The sequence below is a fragment of the Spirochaetota bacterium genome (assembly GCA_026415295.1).
Classification (GTDB): Bacteria; Spirochaetota; JAAYUW01; order JAAYUW01; family JAOAHJ01; genus JAOAHJ01.
The window spans coordinates 107,069-124,622 of the sequence record JAOAHJ010000003.1; the positions used below are offsets into that span (position 1 = coordinate 107,069).

15 protein-coding genes are annotated in these 17,554 nt (G+C 20.9%); 5 read left to right on the forward strand and 10 right to left on the reverse strand.

Features of this window, described 5'->3' with window-relative positions:
* The first annotated feature begins 6 nt into the window (after positions 1 to 6).
* Positions 7 to 843: a TlyA family RNA methyltransferase gene (locus N3A58_00830; GenBank protein ID MCX8057943.1), complete on the forward strand. Its 837-nt coding sequence runs from the start codon at positions 7 to 9 to the stop codon at positions 841 to 843.
* Here the strand turns inward: N3A58_00830 and N3A58_00835 are convergent.
* The 9 genes from N3A58_00835 to secA all read right to left on the reverse strand — a co-directional run bounded on the left by N3A58_00835 (position 829) and on the right by secA (position 12,401).
* Complete coding sequence (locus N3A58_00835; GenBank protein ID MCX8057944.1) at positions 829 to 2,130, reverse strand: aminotransferase class V-fold PLP-dependent enzyme; 1,302 nt, start codon at positions 2,128 to 2,130, stop codon at positions 829 to 831. The two genes, N3A58_00830 and N3A58_00835, sit on opposite strands and share 15 nt — an antisense overlap.
* Positions 2,127 to 3,716 (reverse strand): murein biosynthesis integral membrane protein MurJ, encoded by a 1,590-nt coding sequence (gene murJ / locus N3A58_00840; protein MCX8057945.1) that lies wholly within the window; start codon positions 3,714 to 3,716, stop codon positions 2,127 to 2,129. Before murJ ends, N3A58_00835 begins: the two co-directional genes overlap by 4 nt.
* A gap of 51 nt (positions 3,717 to 3,767) precedes the next feature.
* Complete coding sequence (locus tag N3A58_00845; GenBank protein MCX8057946.1) at positions 3,768 to 4,277, reverse strand: hypothetical protein; 510 nt, start codon at positions 4,275 to 4,277, stop codon at positions 3,768 to 3,770.
* Between the two features lie 16 nt (positions 4,278 to 4,293).
* Positions 4,294 to 6,024, reverse strand: coding sequence for an NAD(P)H-hydrate epimerase (locus N3A58_00850; GenBank protein ID MCX8057947.1), 1,731 nt, complete (start codon positions 6,022 to 6,024; stop codon positions 4,294 to 4,296).
* A gap of 28 nt (positions 6,025 to 6,052) precedes the next feature.
* Positions 6,053 to 7,510 (reverse strand): hypothetical protein, encoded by a 1,458-nt coding sequence (locus N3A58_00855; GenBank protein MCX8057948.1) that lies wholly within the window; start codon positions 7,508 to 7,510, stop codon positions 6,053 to 6,055.
* 22 nt (positions 7,511 to 7,532) lie between these two features.
* A complete protein-coding gene (gene yihA, locus N3A58_00860) occupies positions 7,533 to 8,123 on the reverse strand; it encodes a ribosome biogenesis GTP-binding protein YihA/YsxC (protein MCX8057949.1) in 591 nt (196 codons plus the stop codon).
* Between the two features lie 29 nt (positions 8,124 to 8,152).
* The gene (locus tag N3A58_00865; protein ID MCX8057950.1) at positions 8,153 to 9,241 is read right to left on the reverse strand and encodes an LptF/LptG family permease; all 1,089 of its coding nucleotides are present in this window, start codon (positions 9,239 to 9,241) and stop codon (positions 8,153 to 8,155) included.
* A complete protein-coding gene (locus tag N3A58_00870) occupies positions 9,231 to 9,521 on the reverse strand; it encodes a DUF503 domain-containing protein (protein MCX8057951.1) in 291 nt (96 codons plus the stop codon). Before N3A58_00870 ends, N3A58_00865 begins: the two co-directional genes overlap by 11 nt.
* Before the next feature lie 93 nt (positions 9,522 to 9,614).
* Positions 9,615 to 12,401 carry a preprotein translocase subunit SecA gene (gene secA, locus N3A58_00875; protein ID MCX8057952.1) on the reverse strand — a complete coding sequence of 929 codons (2,787 nt, stop codon included), beginning with the start codon at positions 12,399 to 12,401 and terminating at the stop codon, positions 9,615 to 9,617.
* A 122-nt stretch (positions 12,402 to 12,523) separates the two neighbouring features.
* Between secA and N3A58_00880 the strand changes: the two genes are divergently transcribed.
* Together N3A58_00880 and N3A58_00885 are read left to right on the forward strand one after the other, a co-directional pair.
* Positions 12,524 to 13,477 (forward strand): hypothetical protein, encoded by a 954-nt coding sequence (locus N3A58_00880; protein MCX8057953.1) that lies wholly within the window; start codon positions 12,524 to 12,526, stop codon positions 13,475 to 13,477.
* A 46-nt stretch (positions 13,478 to 13,523) separates the two neighbouring features.
* Entirely contained in the window at positions 13,524 to 14,759 is a 1,236-nt protein-coding gene (locus N3A58_00885) for a hypothetical protein (protein MCX8057954.1), read from the forward strand.
* A 135-nt stretch (positions 14,760 to 14,894) separates the two neighbouring features.
* Here the strand turns inward: N3A58_00885 and N3A58_00890 are convergent, their stop codons facing one another.
* A complete protein-coding gene (locus tag N3A58_00890) occupies positions 14,895 to 15,638 on the reverse strand; it encodes a hypothetical protein (GenBank protein ID MCX8057955.1) in 744 nt (247 codons plus the stop codon).
* Between the two features lie 421 nt (positions 15,639 to 16,059).
* On the opposite strand from N3A58_00890, the gene N3A58_00895 reads away from it, so the two are divergent.
* Positions 16,060 to 16,440, forward strand: a complete 381-nt coding sequence (locus tag N3A58_00895) for a DUF2089 domain-containing protein (GenBank protein MCX8057956.1) — start codon at positions 16,060 to 16,062, stop codon at positions 16,438 to 16,440.
* Between the two features lie 110 nt (positions 16,441 to 16,550).
* Positions 16,551 to 17,554 (forward strand): DUF4097 domain-containing protein (locus tag N3A58_00900; GenBank protein MCX8057957.1); only part of this gene is annotated, 1,004 nt, incomplete at its 3' end.

Genomic DNA, 17,554 nt, shown 5'->3' on the forward strand with positions numbered 1-17,554 from the left:
ATTAAAATGAGATTGGATAAATTTTTAGTCGAAATAGGAATTGTAGAATCAAGAAATAAAGCTTTGCAGATTATTAAAAAAGGTTTTATTAAAATTAATGGAATTAATATATTAAAACCTTCATTTAAGATTAATTATAGTTTTAATTTAAATGAATTTGAAAATGATAACCATTTAAATATACTCAAAAATGATTTCTTTAATTTGAAAGAAAGCATTTTAGAATTCAAAATAGATAATTTGAATTTTGAAATTAATATTGAGGATATTCATGTTTCTAGAGGTTATTATAAATTAAAATATGCAATAGAAAAGTTTAATTTTATTGTAAAAGATAAGATATTTCTTGATATTGGAGCTTCTACTGGGGGTTTTACTGAAGTTTTATTAGAAAAAGGAGCATCAAAAGTTATAGCAATTGATTCAGGGAGAGCACAACTTCATTATAAATTAAGAAATAATCCAAAAGTTTTTTCTATTGAAAAGATTAATGCAAAATATTTAAAAAGAGAAGATTTACCTCTTTTACCTGATTGTTTTGTAATGGATGTTTCTTTTATTTCAGTTACAAAAATTATATTAAATATAATTGATCTTGTAAAGGAGCAAAAAGGAATAGTTCTTTTTAAACCCCAATATGAACAAGCCTTATTAAGTCAAAAAATTATTAGAAATAAAAAGTTTGAATTTATTGTAAAAAATGAGATTGTAAGGAAAAGTATTCTTGAAGTTTTTTTTGATTGGTGTAAGATAAATGGTATAATTATTGAAAATTATATAGAATCTCCAATAAAAGGTGGAAAAGGAAATATTGAGTATCTTATTTTATTAAGGAAAGATTAAAAATAGTTCTTTTATTAGTTTTTCTAAATAAAAAAAGAAAATATCAATTTCTTTAATATTATTAAATTTGGAAAAAGAAACTCTTAATCCTCCTTCCGAAAAATATTCGGGAAAACCAAGATCAATTTTATAATCTATTTGTTTCTCTTTTTTTGAAGAACAAGCTGAGCTTGTAGAAACAAATATATTAAACTTAGCTAATTCGTTTACTAAAATTTCACTTTTGATATTTTTTATGAAAAATTTTATTATATAAGGAGAAAAAGACATATTTTTCTTATCAATTATACCAGTAGAACTATTATCAGGGTTATTCTCAATAAATTCTTTAGAAAAGAAGAATATATCAAGATCTAATTTTTTTGAAAAATATATCAAATTTTCTAAAAAATATCTTGCTAAATTTCTTACATAAATAAAATCTTCCTCAATTTTATTTTTAATTATTAATTGGTTTTTAATAACTTCATTTATAGAAAGAATAGAAAGTGTATTTTCAGTTGAAGGATAAATTTTTGCTTCCTGGCTACCACCATAAATAATGGGTTTAATTAATTCATTGTTTTTAAGAATAATTATTCCACAACCTCTTAAACTATGAAATTTATGTGAAGAAGCAGTAATAAAATCAATATTTTCAATATTATCAATTTTGTATTTTAAAAAGCCTTGGGTCATGTCACATAATATTAAAGTATTTTTATTAATTTTTTTTATTTCCTTTGAAATTCTATCAATATTAAACTTAAACCCAGTTTCATTATTTATAAATGAAAATATAACAAGACCAGTTTCATTATCAATATGGTTCAATAAATTATCTGTTAATATATTTTCTGATAAGTTATGATCTTTATTTATAGTTTTAAAATAGTCCTTTATAGTTAAGATTTTTGTTCTTACATTTAAATATGGGTATATGTTATTAATTTGTTTAATAGGATTTTTAAGAGATGCATGTTCGAAATTATAAATAATTATATTTTTATTTTTTAAATAATTTCTTAAACCAAATATTATAGCATTGTTTGAATATGTTGCAGATGGTGTAAAAATAACTTTAATATTTGAGTTTTCTATATTATCTGAGGTTCCATTTATATTTAAAATATATTTTAATATATTTACTCTTGTTTCTTCAATTTTTTCTAATATAAATTGGGAATAAATTGAGGATGGATTCATCCAATAGTTTTCAAAATAGTTATTTACTAAATCTTTTAAATAATCATAAGGTTTTGTTGTACTAGCATTATCTAAGTAAATGTAATCAAAATTTATTTTCATTTTTCTAGGTCTTTTCTATTTTTATTTTCAAATTTTTTTAAAAAAATATTTAAAATAACTTTTATTTCTTCATTTTTAATTAAAAGACTTGATAAAATGAAAAGTATAAAAAAGGAAAAACTTAAAAAACAGAATGTTATAAAAACTTTTAAAGATTCAAAATTTAACTTTATGGGATTTACTATTTTAAAATTTTTATTCAAAATATAAAATAAAATGAAAAGCATTAAATTAATTAAAAAATATTTTATTATAGAAATAGTTTTTTCTATGTTTATTTTAGTTTTATTGTTTTTATTGTAGGTTCTATATACAATATTAAAAAAAGATGTTTGTAATATTAAAGAAATAGTGTTTGAAATTGCTACAGTATAAAGTTTAAAAAATGGCATTAAAATTATATTTAGAATAATAAAAATTATAATAGATAGAATACTGTTAATAACTGGAAATCGAATTTTTTTTAATGAATAATAGTAAGATACAAATGTTTTATTTAAAGAAACGAAAAGCATTCCAGGCATATAAAACATAAGCAAATAATTTGAATAATATATATCATTAATAGTGTATTTTCCATGAAAAAATAAAATCTTTAATATTTGTTCACTAAAAGCAAGGAAATAAGCGATAATAGGTAAAGAAATGAAAAATGATAACCTTAATGAATAGTTCAATTCTTCATCTTTTTTTGATATTTCTTTAGAGTGGGAAAAATAAGCTAAGAAGACTTGAGAAAAAGCTTCAGAAAATAGCCCTACAGGAAGAAGATAAAGTCTTTGAGCAATATAAGTATAAGTGTTTGCTCCTTGAAAAAATGATAAAAAAAATGTTGAAAACAAAATATTAATTTGATAAGCAGATGATGATATAAGCGATGTTAAGAAAAGTTTCCAAGATTCCTTTAAATAAATATTTTTAAAATTTATTTTAAACTTTATTTTTATTTTATACTTAATTAGAAAAAGAAACATTATAAGCATTTGAGTTAATCCACTTATAACAACACAGTAAATAAGTGTATAATTATTCAATTTTTTTAATAAAAGCGATATAATAATAATAATAATAAATGTAAAATTAAAATAGACCTGATTAAAATAAGAAGAAAAAAAATGAAATCCTGCGTTTAGAATTGCAGCGATAAATGAAACTATTGAAATAAAAAATAGATAGATAAAAAAATATCTAGTATATAAAATAGTTAGGTTTGTTTTTTCTAAACTAAAGCTTGAAAAACCATAAACTAAAAATGGAACAAACTTGTCTGCAATTATAATTAAGAAAAGAACAGAAAAGAAAAGTATTATAAAAAAATTAGTAAAAAAGGAACTTAAATATTCCTCTTTATCTTTATCATTTTCTATGGAGCAGTAAATAGGAACAAATGAGTTATTTAGTGATCCTTCAGCAAATAGGGATCTAAAAGTATTAGGTATTTTAAAAGCTGCAGTAAATGCATCTAATGTATTTAGTGAAAAATAGTGAGTTGTAAAAGCATCTCTTAGTAAACCTAATATTCTAGAGATAATAATTGCTATTGATGATCTAAATAAATCTTTAATTCTATTTCTTTTTTTTTCCATTTTTAATTCCATATTATTTTATTTTAGATAAAAAAAAGGAAATTATGATTATTATTTATTTGCTTCTTCTTTCTCTTCTTCAATATTAAAAAGTTTTGTTTGAAAACATTCTCTATTTTTGTAAAAAACTTTAATGTAAAATTTGTCACTATAGATTTCTGGAATTTCAAACAAAATATGTTTAGCTTCACCTGGTTTTATGTTAATTTGAGAAAAATTTGGATAAATTATTTCTTTAGAAAAGGAAGTTTCAATAAAAAACGTTGAAGAGTCTATAATCTTTTCTTTAATAGATTTATTTTTTAAATAAAGGTCAAAAAATAAATAATTTTCACTAATTATAAGATCATACTCAATTTCAAAATCTTCAACAATAATTTTATCTTCTGTATTCTCTAACTTCTCTAATGCTGGTCTTGCAACAAAAACATATATAAGAACTATTAAAATTATGTCGAGAAGCAATATAATTAAAGGAATGGTTCTTCTTTTAGGTTGATTCTTTTGGTTTCTTAATGATATTCTTTCTTCATCTTTTAAAAATCTATTTTGATCACTCATAAAATATACCTTATTATTAATTTCCTAAAAGTTTATAAAGCTCTTTTTTTAAGCAATTTATAATAAATGTATAATCATATGAAAATTTTGAAATATTATAATTTTTTTCATATTTTTCTATATTATCAAAAAGATAAAGAACTAAAGCAACAGATTCAAATATATTTAGTTCTTGAGCTAAAAAAGCGGAAATGGCACCTGCAACTAAATCTCCTGTCCCACCTTTTGCAAGTCCTGAATTACAACCTTTATTAATAAGAAATGTATTATATTTTTTGCTATTTATTTTATTTTCAAAATTGTCATTATTAAATTCATTATAATCTTCTCTTATTATTGCAAAAGATTGAAAACTTTTAAGCAAAATAGATATATTATATTTAGTGGAATAATCTACTAATATATTTAATTGATTTTTAATAATATTAGAAATTTCGATTCCAGTAAATTTAGAAAACTCTTTTAGGTGAGGAGTTATGATTATGGAGAATAAATTTGAAAGACAAAACATTAATTCTTTTAATTTATCATCAGTTGATATAAGATTTAGAGCATCAGCATCTAAAATTATAAATTTTTTTGTTATACCATTTAAATTATCTTTTTTTAATTCTAATAAAGTTTTAAATATTTTAATTAACAATTCTTTTTCATCTCCGAACCCTGGACCAATAACAAAGCAATTGCCGTTTTCTAATGTTTGATATGTTAGATTTTTATTGTAAGTATAAGTAATAATTTGAGGAAATGTAGTTTTAATAGATGAATTATGGAAATCGTCTTTTATAAATAGATAAGTTAAACCAGCACCTAAAGAATAAGAGGTTAAACAAGAAAAAATGGAAGCTCCAAGAGTATTTAATAATGAAGAGAATACGTAAACTTTTCCAAAATTACCTTTATTAGAAAAAGGAGATCTAATATTTTTTAATTTATTAATAATAAAATAATTAATAAAATTTTTATTAACATAATAAATTTTTGAGATTGATTTTAAATAATTTTTATTGTTTTTATTTAAATTTGTATAATTTATGAGTTCATTATGCGGAAATTCAATATCAATAAGTTTTATCTTTTCATATTTTTTTCTATTAAATGGTAAAAATAAAGATAATTTATAAAAAGCTAAACATAAAACAAGATCTGATTTAATACTAATATTGTCATAATTCTCTGCAATCCCAGAAGGTACATCAATAGAAATTGTAAAAATATTTTTACTAGTCTTAAAATTGTTCAAATACATAATTATTTTATTGAAAGGATATTTCAACTCATTTTCCGTACCAAATCCAAGTATTGCATCAATAAATAGAGTTATTTCATTAATGTTTTCAACAATATATTTAAGATCCTCATCATTATTAAAATATAAAATGTGAATTCCAAATTTTTTCAAATAATTTTTGTTAAATTTATTTATTATATTTTGCTGATAAATATTTTCATTTGAGTATTTATCATGATTTAAAATTAAGATGTAAAGAGAGTTAAATATTTTTTGATTTATACCATATTTTATGTTATTTATTATTAATTTTCTAGCAAGAGCTAATCCATCCCCTCCATTATTTCCATGACCACAAATTATTAAAATATTCTTTAGTAAATTTTTTTTATTTTTTATTAAATAGTAATATAATTTTGAAGCAGCATTCTCCATTAAAATTAAAGGATTGAAATTTATACTATTTATAAGAAAATTTTCAAAACTCTTAATTTCATCATTTGAAAAAACTATCATAATCTTAATTTTATATTATTTATTATTTTTATTTTTGAGACTGTTGTTTTGCTATTATATCGGTTCCAAAGTAAAATATATCAAATCTATCTTTCTTTTCTGAGTAAGCAATCATACAACCATCTTCTCCTATATAGAATTGGTTTTCACTATAAATAAGATCAGTTTTAACATTAGATTTAAAAAATAATCTTCTTTCTTTATCTAAGATAGATAATTTCATAAATTCTGGTTTATTTATTAATCTTACTATGAAAAATAAATTAGAATATTCATCAATTCCTATAGGTAAGTCTTCAAGAACAGCATATTTCTGATTAGTATTTTTATCTATTTCTATAAGATTTTTTATATAGAATGTTTTTAATGTATTTAGTGAAAAATCTTCTATAAAATAAATTTTGGAGTATACAGGTAATATTTTATCATAAAAAGTAACATAAAAATAAAGGTTTCCATAATAATCTACAAGATAATTTATAATAAAATATTGATATGATTTATCTTTTTCTAAATTTGTTAAAGGCAAGTTTATTGTTGAAAATGTAAAATTTTTTATTATTTCAAAATTTTTATCTATAAGTATAAATTGATATAATGATAATGATTGCATGAAAAGATCATAATTTGGATTATTTGGGATAAGGGAAGAAATAATTAGATTATTGTTTTTCAATATATTAATTGTTGTCAAATATGGGAAAAATGGATTGTTTTCAGAATTTAAAATAATTGTTTCTAAATCTCCAAATTTATTAAATTTCATAAAAAAAACATATATATTTTCGTTATTTAAGGGATCATTATAATTTTCTTTTAACAATGTTTCCGAATTTTTAAAAATATAAAATTTCTTTATGTTATCATTAATATATAATAGATCTATTAAATCTGGATTAGGTACTGAAACTTTAAAAATAATATTTCCTTCAAAGTCAATATAAAAATCATAAACTTCTGGGAAAGGAAATTCTCGTGAGATTTTGGTAGAGATGGTTTCTTTTTCAATAGGATTAAGATATGATTTGTTAATATGTTGATATGATTTTTCTTCCAAATTCTTAATGTTTTGAATTGATTTTTCTTTTTCTTCTTTAATATCTTCTTTTTGTTGAGTATTTTTATTCTCATTTTCTGTAGTAATTTGATTCTCTTGGTTTTTATTATTTATTTCTAACTCATTAATTTTAATATTAGAAATTTTCAATAATTGATCACCTGTTTTTGAAAATTTATAAAATATTTTACTGTATTTATCAAAAAAATAAATAAAATATTGTCTATATTTAATTATTGAAAACTCATATGTTTTATATGGTTCAAAGTCAAAATTAGTTATAGATTCAGTTTTTTCAATTGAAAAAAGTTTTATTGAGTATAGTCTCCTGTTTTCAGAATTACAAGAAAAGAAAAATAGTAGGAAAAAAATACTAACAAAAAAAATCAATTTTTTTAAATTATTCTTGCTATACATTTTAACTTTCATCTAAATATCCCTTTTTTATTGCTCAAAATATGATATTTTTAAAAATATTTTCAACTTTATTCAAACCTATTTTTTTTAAAGATGAAAAAAGTATTAAGTTATCATTAGTTACATTTAAAATTTCTAAAAAATGTTTTTCTTTTATTAGAAGTCTACTTTTTGTTTCTTTATCACATTTTGAAATGATATAAAAAATGGGAATTTTGTAAAATTTAAGAAAATTAATTAATTCAAAATCTAATTCATCAAATTCTCTTCTAATATCATGTAAAAAAAAGGAATACTTAATGGTCTTAATGTTATTAAAATAAAAATTTAAAATATCATTCCAATTTTTTTTTATTAGATTGCTTGTTTTACTGTATCCATATCCCGGCATATCAACTAAACAAAACAAGTTATTAATAAGAAAAAAATTTATAGATGATGTTTTACCTGGTTTTTTTGAAACAAAAGCAAAATTTTTTCTATTTATTAAAGAATTAATAAATGATGATTTTCCTGAATTAGATCTTCCAAATATGAGAAAATCATATTTATGTTTGAATTCTCCAAAATCTTCAATTTTATAAACTGTTTTAATAAGTTTTACATTCTTGAATAAATTTTCCATAAAGTTTTGAAGTAATTAATAATTTTAATTTATGTTTTTAAAATTTTATAAGTTATAATATTAATAAAAAGGAAAATTATGTCACCAATCCATGCAGCAATAAAGGCAGATGCAAATCCTCTTCTACCTAAATTCCAGAAAGTATTTGTTATCCAATAAAATATACCAAATATTATTAAACATATTAGTAGAGAATATATTAATACATTCCTTTTTAAATATGTTCCGATAGAAATAGCTAAAATGGATATAATAAAACCACCTAAAGGTAATGAAAATTTTTGCCAAAATTTTAATTCATTTTCGAAATCAATTATATTAAATTTTCTATAATAATTAATGTTTTTAATAGCTTCTTTTAATGTAATTGTATCAATATCAGTAATACCTCTTGAAAAAAATTCTGGATTTTCTTTTAATTTAATCTCTTTTTGTGGATAATAACTGCTTATTATTTTACCTTCATTAAATTGAAATAAATAAAGATTATAAAAATTCCATATTTGTTTGTTTTCATCGTAAATAGCATAAGATGATTTTATTTGTTTTTCTATATCATTGTTTTTATTAAAATAAATAATTGTAACATTAATTATCTTTTTTTCAGAATTATTATATATGTCAACAAATATAAGATTATTTTCAAGACCTCTTTTTGAAATGTTAACATTATCAAGTGTTATATTCTTTCTAAAAATAATTTCTTCAAGTTTTAATCTTTTTTTTGTCAATTTTGGTAAATAAAAATCTTGTGTAATAATAATAAAAAATGTAAGAATAAATACTGTTATTATGAGTAAAAAGGTGAATTGTAAGTTAGATATTCCCGCGGAATAAATAGCTAATAGTTCATTATTTTGATTCATTGAAGATATTATAAATAATACTGCAAAAAGAATTGATAAAGGGAAAAGCATATAAAATATTTTTGGGGAGTAATATAAATAATATAAAATAATAGTTTTAAATGGAATATTTAAGGCTATGAAATAGTTCATTTTGTCAAAAAATTCAACAATCACATAAATTATTAAGAAAAATATTGATGTAATAATAAAAGGTGGGAAAAATTTTTTTATAATGTAAAAGTTCAATTTTAATGGTAATTTAGTCGACATTTTCAATCCACTTATCAATTTTAATTAATCTTCCTGGGTAGTATGAATTTACAAAATTTTCTATATTTTGAGAAAGTTTACTTAAAAATTCATATGAATTTGAAACAGCTACAAGTCCAATAATACTATTTGTTAAATCGTCAAGTAAGCCTACTTCCGCTATAGATATTTTAAACTTTTCTCTTGTTGATTCAATTAAAGATTTTACTATTCTTCTTTTATCTTTTAATGATTTAGATTCTTCAATATTTATATAAAATTTTATTAATAAAACATGCATATTAAAATAAATATACCAAAAATAGATAATAAATCAATTTAGCAAATATAAATAAAAAAATTTAAAAAAATAATTATTTTAAAAATAATTAAATTATAAAAATCTACCATGGCAATTTTTAAATTTTTTGCCTGAACCACATGGACAAGGATCGTTTCTTCCTATGTTTTTATATGGATTAATATTTTTTTTCTCAGAAGATATTATCCTGTTTTCTAAATTAGGTGGTACTTTATTATTTAAACCATTAATATTTTCATTGTATTTTATATTATTATTAAGAGAAAAAGGTGACACTTCTTGGTGATTGAGAGAGGAAGGTATATATGTATCTTCCTTTATAAGATTAGTGGGTGTTTTTGAAATTTGTAACAAAAATAACAGTTTTATAGAGGATTCTCTAAATTGCTTTAACAAATTTTCAAAAAGTTTATAAGATTCAAATTTATAAATAATTAGTGGATCCTTTCCTGAATATGCTTGGAATGCTATTGAATCTTCAAGTCCATCTATATTTAATAGATGTTCTTTCCAAGAAGAGTCGAGTGAATTAAGTAATATAGCTTTTTTAATAAAGTTATTATCTTCTTCATTCAAATTCGAAAATTTTACTTTTAAGATATTTAATAAAATCTCCATTAAATAATTGATAAAAGAATTTATATCAAATATTTTTGAAAATTCAGTTTGAAATTTTTCACTATTTTCTTCTAATTTAATATTAAATGATTTGTTTAAGAAGTAAATAATTTCATATTTTTCATTTGTAGAAATAGATTTTTTTATATTTTTTTCATTTAATATATCCCACAAAAATTCTTCAAGGTTTTCTTTTATGATAATATCGAGATTTTCATTTTTTAAGATTTTGTCTCTCAAGTTGTATATATAAACTCTCTGTTTATTTAAAACATCATCATATTCAAGAAGATGCTTTCTAATTTCAAAATTTCTATTTTCAACCCTTTTTTGAGCTTTTTCAATAGCTCTAGTTATTAGGGGATGTTCAATTGGCATGTCTTCTTCATATCCTATTGATTGAAGCAATGTTGATAGTCTTTCTGAGCCGAATAATCTCATAAGATCATCTTCTAAAGATATAAAAAACCTAGACTCACCAGGATCTCCTTGTCTTCCAGATCTACCTACTAATTGGTTATCTATTCTTCTAGCTTCATGTCTTTCAGTTCCTATTACATATAATCCACCAGTTTTGATAACAAAATCTCTCTCTTTTTCATCCTCTCCTCCAAGTTTTATATCTGTTCCTCTACCAGCCATATTTGTTGCAATTGTAACAGCATAAGGTTTTCCTGCTTCTTTTATTATCATTGCTTCCTTTTCATGATATTTAGCATTAAGAACTTGATGATTTATTCCTTCTCTTTTGAGTAAAGAAGAAAGCCTTTCTGATTTTTCAACAGAAATTGTTCCAACTAATATTGGTTGTCCTTTTTGATGTGCTCTTTTTATTTCATTAATAATAGCTTTTTCCTTTTCTTTTAATGTTCTATAAATTCTATCTGGATGATCTATTCTTATTAGAGGTTTATTTGTTGGTATCACAACAACTTCAAGTTTATAAATTTTATAAAACTCTTCTTCTTCTGTTTTAGCTGTTCCTGTCATACCAGCAAGTTTTTCATAAAGTCTAAAATAGTTTTGAAATGATATTGTTGCTAAAGTTTGATTTTCTTGTTGAATTGGAACTCCTTCTTTTGCTTCAATTGCTTGATGTAATCCTCCAGAGTATCTTCTTCCAGGAAGTATTCTTCCAGTAAATTCATCTATAATAAGAATTTGTCTATCTTTAATGAGATAATCAACTTCATTATGATATAATTTATGAGCTTTCATAGCTATTTCAGTATGTGATACCCAATTTATATTTTCAGGTTCAAATATAGAAGAGTCTTCTCTAATAAGTTTTTTATTCTTTAGTTCTCTTTCAATTTTTAGAAGTCCTCTTTCGGTTAGTATGACATTTCTACTTTTTTCATCTAGCCTGTATTCTCCATCATCTATAAACCTTTCTACATTACCAACAATTTCTTTAAGGTATTGACCATCTTCATCTTTAGAACATTCATTAAATTCTCCGCTGTTTAAGAGTTTAACAAGAATGGAATTAATTGTTTTGTAAATATCAATATTTTTTTCAGAAGGACCAGAAATAATTAGAGGTGTTCTTGCTTCATCAATAAGAACAGAATCAACTTCATCTATAATAGCATAATAGTGCCCTCTTTGAACTTTTTGCTCAAGATCTATTACCATATTATCTCTTAAATAATCAAAACCAAATTCATTATTTGTACCATATACTATATCGCAACTATAAGCATGCTTTTTGGAACATTCATATATATATGATTCTCCATTTTCGTTTAGTTTTACTTCATATGCTTTATCTGAAGTAATAACTCCTACAGTTCTACCAAGATAAAGATAAATAGGCCCCATCCATAAAGCATCTCTTTTAGCAAGATAATCATTTACTGTTACTAGATGACACGCTTTGCCAGTTAAGGAATGCAAATATAAAGGAATAGTAGCAACAAGTGTTTTCCCTTCACCAGTTTTCATTTCAGCAATTTTATTATCATATAATGCAAGAGCACCTAAAATCTGTACATCAAAATGTCTTAGTTTAATAGTTCTTTTTGAAGCTTCTCTTACTAGTGCTGCTCCTTCTATAATTAAATTGTCTAAATCTTCTCCATTTTGTAACATCTTAATAAATTTTTCTGTTTTTTTTAAAAAGTCATCCCTTGTTAATTGTTGTAGTTCATTTTCAAGTTGGTTTATTTTTAATAAATATGTTTCATATTTTTTAAGTAAACTTTTATTTCTATTAATTAAAAAATTAAAAAATCCCATTTAGAATCCTTGAAAAATTAATTTAATAAAATATAATAAAATTAAGAAAAAAATACAAATGTAAAGTTATTAAAAATTATTGTTTATTTTATATTTGGACCAATATTTATATAAGGAGCTTTATGCAAAATATTTCTTTGAATAATAATAAGAATATTGAGAAGATAGATAATTTTATAAATAATATTTATAATTTACCTCAAATTAAAAATAATTCCTCAATAGATAAAGAAATTCAAATTATTAAGTTTTTAAAAACAAATGCTGAAAATTTAAGAAAAAAATTTAAAGAACCCAGATTTTTCCCAGATGAAGATTATAAGTCTATTATTACATATATACTATATAAAATTGATGATGATTTAAAAAATAAATTGTTAAATGAATTAAATTTTTATATAGATAATTTTATAAATTTTGGAATTTTACCAAAAATAATATCATATTCAGGCTATTTAAATATTGAAGAATTTAAAGTTAAATTAAAAAACATAATAAAAACTATTGTAGACAATCCAAATTCAAGGATTAATTTTAAAGGTGTCTACTATCTTTTAATAAAAGAAAAATTAAAGAATTATTTAAGTAGTATTTTTGAGAAAAGAAAATTTATATTCAATGAACTTGTTAGAGTTCAAAGAAATAATCTTGATTATGAAGAATACTTAAATTATTTAATTTTTGTTTGCTTAGTAAAGAATTTTATTTATACTGATAAAGAACAAAATAGACAGTTTACAAATTTATCAATTAATTCTGAAAAGATAAATTTTTTAGAAAGATCAGTAGTAAATATTAGAAAAATTTTTTCTGAAATAAAAGAGGATATATTTAAAATTTCATTTTTTTCAAATATTGAATTTAATCTAATTCCTAAAAATTATGCTTCTTCTAAATTAATAAATATTTTAAATTTAAGGTATATGGAATATGATCCAGAACTGAAAGTTGAAAGAGGTGCAGAAACTCCAGATAAAAGTTGGTTTCATATAGCAAGATTAAACTCAAAATCTTTGGATTTGGATAAAGACTACTTGGATGAAATGTTTATTATAGCTTCTGAGAATAATTGGTAAAAATATTTATCAAAAAATATTTTTATTTTAAATTTGAGGACATATTATGATTAAGAAAATTAGTGAAAAAAGAAAATCAAAAAGTATATTTTTGAAAGATAATAAAAAACATTTTAGAATAGAAAATAATAAAATTAATAAAATTAGAATAATTGATAATCTTTTTTTAATAATAATTTTATTGAGTATAATTCAAATAATAATTGAAAATTTAAGTTTCATATTAGGTTTAAAAATTAGTTTAAGAAATTTAATTATTTTAAGTGGTGCTTTTTTCGATATTATTTTTTCAATAGAGTTTATAATAAAATCCCTTATTAATATTAAAAATAGGAAGTTCAAAGAGTATTTTTTTTATAATAATGGTTGGATCGATTTTTTTGCTTCCATTCCTGTTTTTATATTTAGTTCATTACCAGCCTTAATTGAGATATATTATACATCTAATATTTTTAATATTAGAATATTTAAATTTCTATATTTGCTAAGATCAGTAAAAATTATTAGAACTTCAAGAGTAATTAGAATTTTGAGGGTTCTTAAGTTATTAGGGAAAATAGAGAATTTAAATTCTGTAATGTTACAGAAAAATATAAATTTTGTGTCAATTATTGTTACTAATTCTATACTTTTAGGGTTTTTAGTAACTAAAATTATATTGCCTTATGACTTTGACAGAATTGAAAAGGAGTTTAAAAATAACATTGAAAATAAAATAAAAGCTTATTTTGAAATTGAGATTAATAAAGTTGGGAAAAATTATGATGAAGATTCTCAAAATAAATTAATTCAAACTATTTTTTCAAGTGAAAATTGTGTAAGTGCTATAAAATATAAGGATAAAGAAATATATAGAAAATTTGATGCAAGTTATATTAATGAATATATAGGGAAAAACAATATGTTTTACATTTCAATTAAAGATTATAATTTTGAAATAATTTTATATGAATTTATAAAATATAAAAACTCTGAAAATTTAATGGTTCTTATTATTGTTTTAATAAATGTGTTAACAATAATATTTTTATATACAAAAAGGTTTTCAACAACAGTTAGTGATCCTGTATATTTACTGTATAAAGGAATAAGAGATCCAAACTATTTTCTTATGATAAAAATCCCTGAAAAATATAAAAATGAAGAAATCTTTGAGTTTGCAAAATTTTTTAATGAAAGATATTTACCAGCTAAATATAAATTATATATAAAAAATAAAGAAAGTTTGAAGGAAAAGCAGAGTTCATCGATAAAACTTGATGATTTAGATAAACTATTATAAAATTATTTTCTTTAATTTAGAATAATTATTTTTAGTTACTTACAAATTTAAAGTGAGTAGTTTTTTTAATTTTTTTATTTAATTATTTTTAGCTGCTTAAATAAATAAATTGTGAATTTAAAATTAAGAAAATGTTCAGTTTCTCTTTAAAGATAAAAGTATTCCCAAAATAATTGATAGAATAGCAGCAAATAAAATTCTAAAGTCTTGTGGTAAGAGGAAAGTTATAGTATGAGCAGGTACCCAGAAAAAGGGTATTGTTTTTTTAAATACAAATCCCCACATTTTATTCCAGTTTACTTCCTTTATCAATTCAAGTATCTTAAATTTTGATATAATAAATTTTCCATTGTTCTTTGCTATGTGTAAATCAGTTAAATTGTGTGTTAACATCATAACTGGTGCAAAAAATATGTTCATAAAGAAAGATATTGTAAAACTTATAAAAATCTTATTTAAACTTAATTTATAAAAGAAATTATTTAGTTTACTTAAAATAATTTTGTTAAAGTTTATTTTATTTGATTGACTATAATAATTATTAATATTTAATAAATATTTTTGCATTGGTTCAATGATTCCTTTTATGGAACCATTATAAAATATTTGAAAAGCAAACCATATAAAAATTCCTAGTATCCCCCATATTATCATTTTAGGAAAAATGCCAAAATTTTTATCTATGTGTATTTTATTTTTAATTCTATAAGAGATTATTTCACCATAGGTTGCAAGTAATGCAAATTTTAAGAAAGATAAAAGAATTGGGAACTTAGAATTAATATGCTTGTAAAAAAGAAAAGTTGATGGTAAAAAAAATATTAAAACTAATAAAGCAAAAATTAAGAGTAGAATAATATCCCCTAATTTCTTATTCATAAAAATCCTTATAAGAAGTCTGAAAAAAATATAAAAAATTATAATTTAATTACAATAAAATAATTATAAAAAATTTCAATTTGAATGATTAATAAAAATATTAAAATAATTAATGCAATAATTAATAATATTAATATAATATTTCAAATATTTAATAAAATTATAAAAAATATTGAATTTATTTTATAATTAACTTGACAATTATATAATTATAAATTATATTAATTATAACATCAATAAAATTAATTAATAAATTAATAATTTTTATTTTAAATATTAATTTATTTATTTTAATTTATAACTGTGTTAATTATTTAAAAATACTTTTTTTATAAATATTATTTTATTAAAAATAAATTGGCTTTTTATAATATTTATTAATAATTTGTTATTAAAATTTTAATTAAAAGAAGGAGGTAATATGATTAAAAAAATTTTAACAAAATGTCCTATATGTGGAGACAAAATGGTTGTTACATCTTTAAAATGTTTGTCATGTAATGTTGAAATTAGTGGAAATTTTGAGCTTGATGATTTTTTTAAACTCAATAATGAACAACTCTCTTTTTTAAAGTCATTTATTAGGAATAGAGGGAGTATCAAAGATGTTGAGAAAGAACTGGGAATATCGTATCCAACTGTAAGAAATAGACTTGATGAAATTATTGAAACACTTGGTTATAAAGTTGAAAGAGATAGAAATTATGAAAAGAAGAAAAACGAAATATTGCAGAAGCTTGAAAATGGCGAAATTACTTCAAATGAAGCAATTAAAATGCTTAAAGAACTTGAACAAATATAAACTTATTATTTAAAAAAAATTTCCAATATATTTTATAAAATATTTTTTATGTCCTTGCATAGTTTAATAAAAAAAATTTTTAAAAAACTTTTATAAAAAAGGAGAGATAAATGAGAAAAGAAATAATATTAAATGAACTACAATTAGTAAATTTATCGCAAATTAGTGATGATTTAGAGATTTCATTTTACATGGATAGAAATATAAAAGATAAAATAGAAATTATTTATGAAGGTGATTTTGAAAAAGATTATAATATATTCTTAAAAGAGAAAGAAAAAGAAATAAAAATTGAATCAGTTGAAAAAATCAAAATTAATTTATTTAGTTTTAATTATGTAAATAAAAAAAACAATCTTTATGTTACTTTACCACAAAATATATCTATAACTGTAAATTCTAATGGAGGAGATATCATAGTAAATAGAGATGATAAAATTAAAGTTGATCTTAAAAGTATCAAAATTAATACAAAAGCTGGAGATATAAAATTAAAAAGCTTAAACTCTTCTACATCTAAAATTAAAAATGCTGCTGGAGATATAATTATTAATGAATTAAGTTCTTATGAACTTGAAGTTTTTAATCTAGCAGGTGATACTAAAATGGAAAATGTATTTTTCTCAAAATGCGATGTTTCAAATTTAGCTGGTGATTTAAGTATAGATATTATGAATGAAGATTTTAAAAGCATTTTAATCAATTGTAATGCTGGGAGTATTAAAGTAGGTGTTCCTCTTTCAAAACTAAATTATTCTACAAGGGCTCTAGCAGGAAGTGTATCATTTGAAGGAATAAATTATGATTCAAATAGTCCAAGACTTGAAGCTAAATGCTTAGCTGGAGATATAATTGTGTCTTATAAAAGAAATGAAAATTCAAAAAATATTAGGGACATTAATTTAGATGAATTAAAAGTAGGAAATAATAATATTAACAAAAATAATGATGAAAATTTAGGTAAAGAAAAAGATAAAGAAAAAGATAAAGAAAAAGTTTTATCATTACTTTTACAAAATAAAATTAAAGAAAATGAAGCAAAAGAAATTCTAGAATCTTTAGGTTTTTCTAAGGAAGAAATTGATAATTTTTTTGAAGAATATCTATTTCTTAA